The sequence below is a fragment of the Caballeronia terrestris genome, from assembly GCF_001544515.1.
In the GTDB taxonomy this organism is placed as follows: Bacteria; Pseudomonadota; Gammaproteobacteria; order Burkholderiales; family Burkholderiaceae; genus Caballeronia; species Caballeronia terrestris.
Map to the genome: position 1 here is coordinate 1 of NZ_FCOL02000230.1, position 3,100 is coordinate 3,100.

Consider the following 3,100-nt stretch of genomic DNA (forward strand, 5'->3'; position numbering starts at 1 on the left):
GCAATCGTGAGTTCGGTACCGGCCTGCGCAAAAAGCCCCGCGAACTTGGCGGCGCATCGGGACGCTTCCGAAGAATCCACGCAAAGAACGATGCGCCTGAAGCCACCAGCTTTCGGCGCCGTGTTCTTGTTTGGTTCCATGGCTCACCCTCCAGGCGCGTAGCGCAGATTCAGTTCGCGCAGCATAACGCTCGCGCATGGCGCGGCGCCTGACTCAGATCAAACGAATGCGGCGCGTTCCGATCGATGTGACTGATTCGGTCAATTGCGACTGCGTCAATGCGTGCTCACCCTGGTGCTCACGTCGAAAAACACTCGAAACATGGCGCGGTTCACGTTTCTTGGCGCGACCGAAACGGCACTTTTTCATCGGGATGAGCAACCGCCCGTGTTCGCGTTCCTGATCGCGTGCATCGGCTGCCTCGAAGGCCTCCGCGTGGAGGGCAGCGCGCAGTCGGTTGGCGAGCATACGACTTCGAGCTTCGTGCAATCGATCTTTGTCGTGATTCTGCTCGATGCCATTGCCGCCCTCTTTTTCCTGGAGATGGGATGGTGAACCACTACCACCAGAACGAGCGTCACGAGTCGGTCGTCGAAGTGCACGATCTATCAGACTGTTTCGGTACGCAGATCGTACACAAACACCTGAACCTCGACGTCATGCACGGCGAAATCCTCGGCGTGGTGGGCGGTTCGGGCAGCGGCAAGTCGGTGCTGCTGCGATCGATCGTTGGGCTATGAAAGTTCGGCGCCGGCTCTATCCGCGTGTTTGGCTTGAACCTCGCCGAACTCCGACCGGACGAACGCATGCGCGCCGAAGAGCGCATGGGCATTCTCTTCCAGCGCGGCGCGCTGTTCTCGTCGCTCAGCGTGCTGGACAACGGGGCGCTGCCGCTGATCGAACCTACCGCGCTTGCATGCTCTGCCGCCGAATGACTTGCCCGCGTCAAGCTCGCGCTGGTCGGCCGGCCACCCAACGCGATGGCCAAGGCGCCGGCGCCACTTTCCGGTGGCATGATCAACCGCGTCGCGCTGGCCCGCGCGCTCGCCCTCGATCCGGAGATCCTGTTTCTTGACGAGCCGACTTCGGGGCTCGACCCAGTCAGCGCATCCGCCTTCGATCAGTTGATCCATACGTTGCGCGACGCGCTCGGGCTCACGGTCTATCACGTCACGCACGATCTCGTACGCTATGCGCGATCTGCGACCGTGTCGCCATGCTGTCACAGCAGCGCGTGATTGCCGTGGGACCGCTCCTGGGAGTCCCGAACTGCGACGATCGATGGATCGGCGAATACTTTCGCGGCCCCGTGGCAAAGCTCCACTGGCCGCGATGCCGCAACCGCGCGAGGGCCCTGAGATCGAAACGCGAGCGCATCACGTGTTGATCGGCATCTTCACGGTCGCGACTCTCTCCAGTACCGGCAGCGGCTTGATGATCAGACCATATCCCTGTTCCCCGTCAAGATGCACGACTACTCCGGGATACGTGCCTCATGCTGCTTGATCTGACCTCGTCGCTTTCGTACCGCATCTTCGAGCATGCGAGTTGCATCCTTGAATGCGTCCCGGATTGCAACGTACACATCCTCGTCGTGCTCCCTGTTGGACACCAGTTCATGTCCGGGAATGGTTGTGTCGACACGGACATTGAACAGCTTGCCTTGATTTCTATGCTTTTCGTTGAGCATTACGCTGACGCGGCAGCGCATGATGTCGGAGCAGAACCCGTCGAGCTTGGTCGCGTGGCGTTTGATTGATGCCTCGATTGCATCCGAATGCGGGATGCCTTGAAAGAATACTTCCAACGGTCGTTTCATTATTTTGCTCGATAATTCAGGGTGGGGCCAACGGAACGTGGTATTCCACACGGTACAGCCCCCCAACGTGCGCGGCTTTGACATGTGTCATGGAACTGCAGGCACATCGACAGCGAAAAAGGTGTCCGCAAGCACGCGGTTAGCTGATCTACCCGAGAGGGTGTAGTTCAGATTGAAAATTTGCGGGGAGATGTTTCTGGATGGCTGCCGATGCTGGTGAGCAAGCGTGGCAGATGCGCGACTGATGTAATCAAGGCCTGGGCCTTCGCATCCATGCTAATCGGCACATTACAAAGCATCGCCGATGCCACATTTCTTGACCCAGCGCAATGGAGGTCGCAAGACTGCGGGATAAGGTAGGTACGGAATGGAGAGAGCCGGAGAGTGGCGTGTTCGACCGGCTCGTCCGGCTCTTTTTGCGAACATGTGGGCCGATAACACCGTTGCAGGCTGCAACAAATGCTCCCAGGAGACGATGATGGTCAGATTGCTTGCGCTCGGATGCGCCTTCGTTACATTGGTCGCTGTAGTCGCGCTTGCGGTCGTGTATTACGTCGTCTGGAAGAACGCCGATTGATCGCCTGCATGCGCAATGCGAAGACTGCATTCTGCGCGCGGTCCCCGGCACGGGAATCGACCAATCGACCGATACGAATTACTCTGTTCGCAGCCGTCATGCGCGGCATAGCATAGAAAGCTTTCGATTGTCGACAAATAGCACAGACGGCCTGAATGTCGCATGTTGGCCGGGTGCCGCTCCATGCAACGGCATACGCAGCTTGAATCTGAGAAGAATGCGATCGACAGCCGCCACCCTGAGCATTCGGAGAATCACGGAATGCCTCCTCCCGCAGATGCCACGCGGCGATTTTTGCGCGCACCCCGGCCCGATAGCTCTTATAAAAGTGGACGAGCGCAGCGCTGGGCCTGTCTGCGGTGATTGCACCGTACGTCTCCAGTAACTTTCCACCAGGGTTGGAGACAACCCTGTACGGGTCCCCGCTACGATCACTGGCTGCAATACTGCGATCAAGTCGACGAGGCAGCACGAGCCCTGCAGATCGGAGACGCAGTGATGCGTGAGGGTGAGCAACTGACCCTCGAACGGCAATGATGGCGCGATCTATGCTGGCGCCGTGCACGCGGTCGTCGAACTTTCGATTACCCACAATTTTTGGCGAGTTCAAAGCCGAGTTGAATATCGATGAGTCTTCGCAAACCTCGCCAGATCACGATGTTTCCAGGAGGCGGATCATTGGCTCGAGCCATATAGCCGCCTAG

Annotated in this window: 4 protein-coding genes and 1 pseudogene; 4 read left to right on the plus strand and 1 reads right to left on the minus strand. The window is 58.6% G+C overall.

Annotation, left to right across the window (positions count from 1 at the left end; genetic code table 11):
• Window positions 1-355: 355 nt before the first annotated feature.
• The 4 genes and pseudogenes from AWB67_RS35710 to AWB67_RS43820 all read left to right on the plus strand — a co-directional run.
• A pseudogene (locus tag AWB67_RS35710) lies at window positions 356-555 on the plus strand (ABC transporter permease); the annotation flags it as partial.
• Complete coding sequence (locus tag AWB67_RS43810; RefSeq protein WP_445344251.1) at window positions 549-740, plus strand: ATP-binding cassette domain-containing protein; 192 nt, start codon at window positions 549-551, stop codon at window positions 738-740. The pseudogene AWB67_RS35710 and the gene AWB67_RS43810, both read left to right, overlap by 7 nt.
• Window positions 741-773: 33 nt before the next feature.
• Window positions 774-935 (plus strand): hypothetical protein, encoded by a 162-nt coding sequence (locus AWB67_RS43815; RefSeq protein WP_445344252.1) that lies wholly within the window; start codon window positions 774-776, stop codon window positions 933-935.
• A 45-nt stretch (window positions 936-980) separates the two neighbouring features.
• Entirely contained in the window at window positions 981-1,238 is a 258-nt protein-coding gene (locus AWB67_RS43820; RefSeq protein ID WP_445344253.1) for an ATP-binding cassette domain-containing protein, read from the plus strand.
• Window positions 1,239-1,474: 236 nt separating this feature from the next.
• On the opposite strand, the gene AWB67_RS35720 is transcribed toward AWB67_RS43820, so the two are convergent.
• Complete coding sequence (locus AWB67_RS35720) at window positions 1,475-1,819, minus strand: HPF/RaiA family ribosome-associated protein (RefSeq protein WP_087660599.1); 345 nt, start codon at window positions 1,817-1,819, stop codon at window positions 1,475-1,477.
• Window positions 1,820-3,100 lie beyond the last annotated feature (1,281 nt).

Coding starts and splice junctions, on each gene's coding strand:
- AWB67_RS43820 (WP_445344253.1), top strand. CDS start 981: ATGGCCAAGGCGCCGGCGCCACTTTCCGGTGGCATGATCAACCGCGTC.
- AWB67_RS35720 (WP_087660599.1), bottom strand. CDS start 1,819: ATGAAACGACCGTTGGAAGTATTCTTTCAAGGCATCCCGCATTCGGAT.
- AWB67_RS43810 (WP_445344251.1), top strand. CDS start 549: ATGGTGAACCACTACCACCAGAACGAGCGTCACGAGTCGGTCGTCGAA.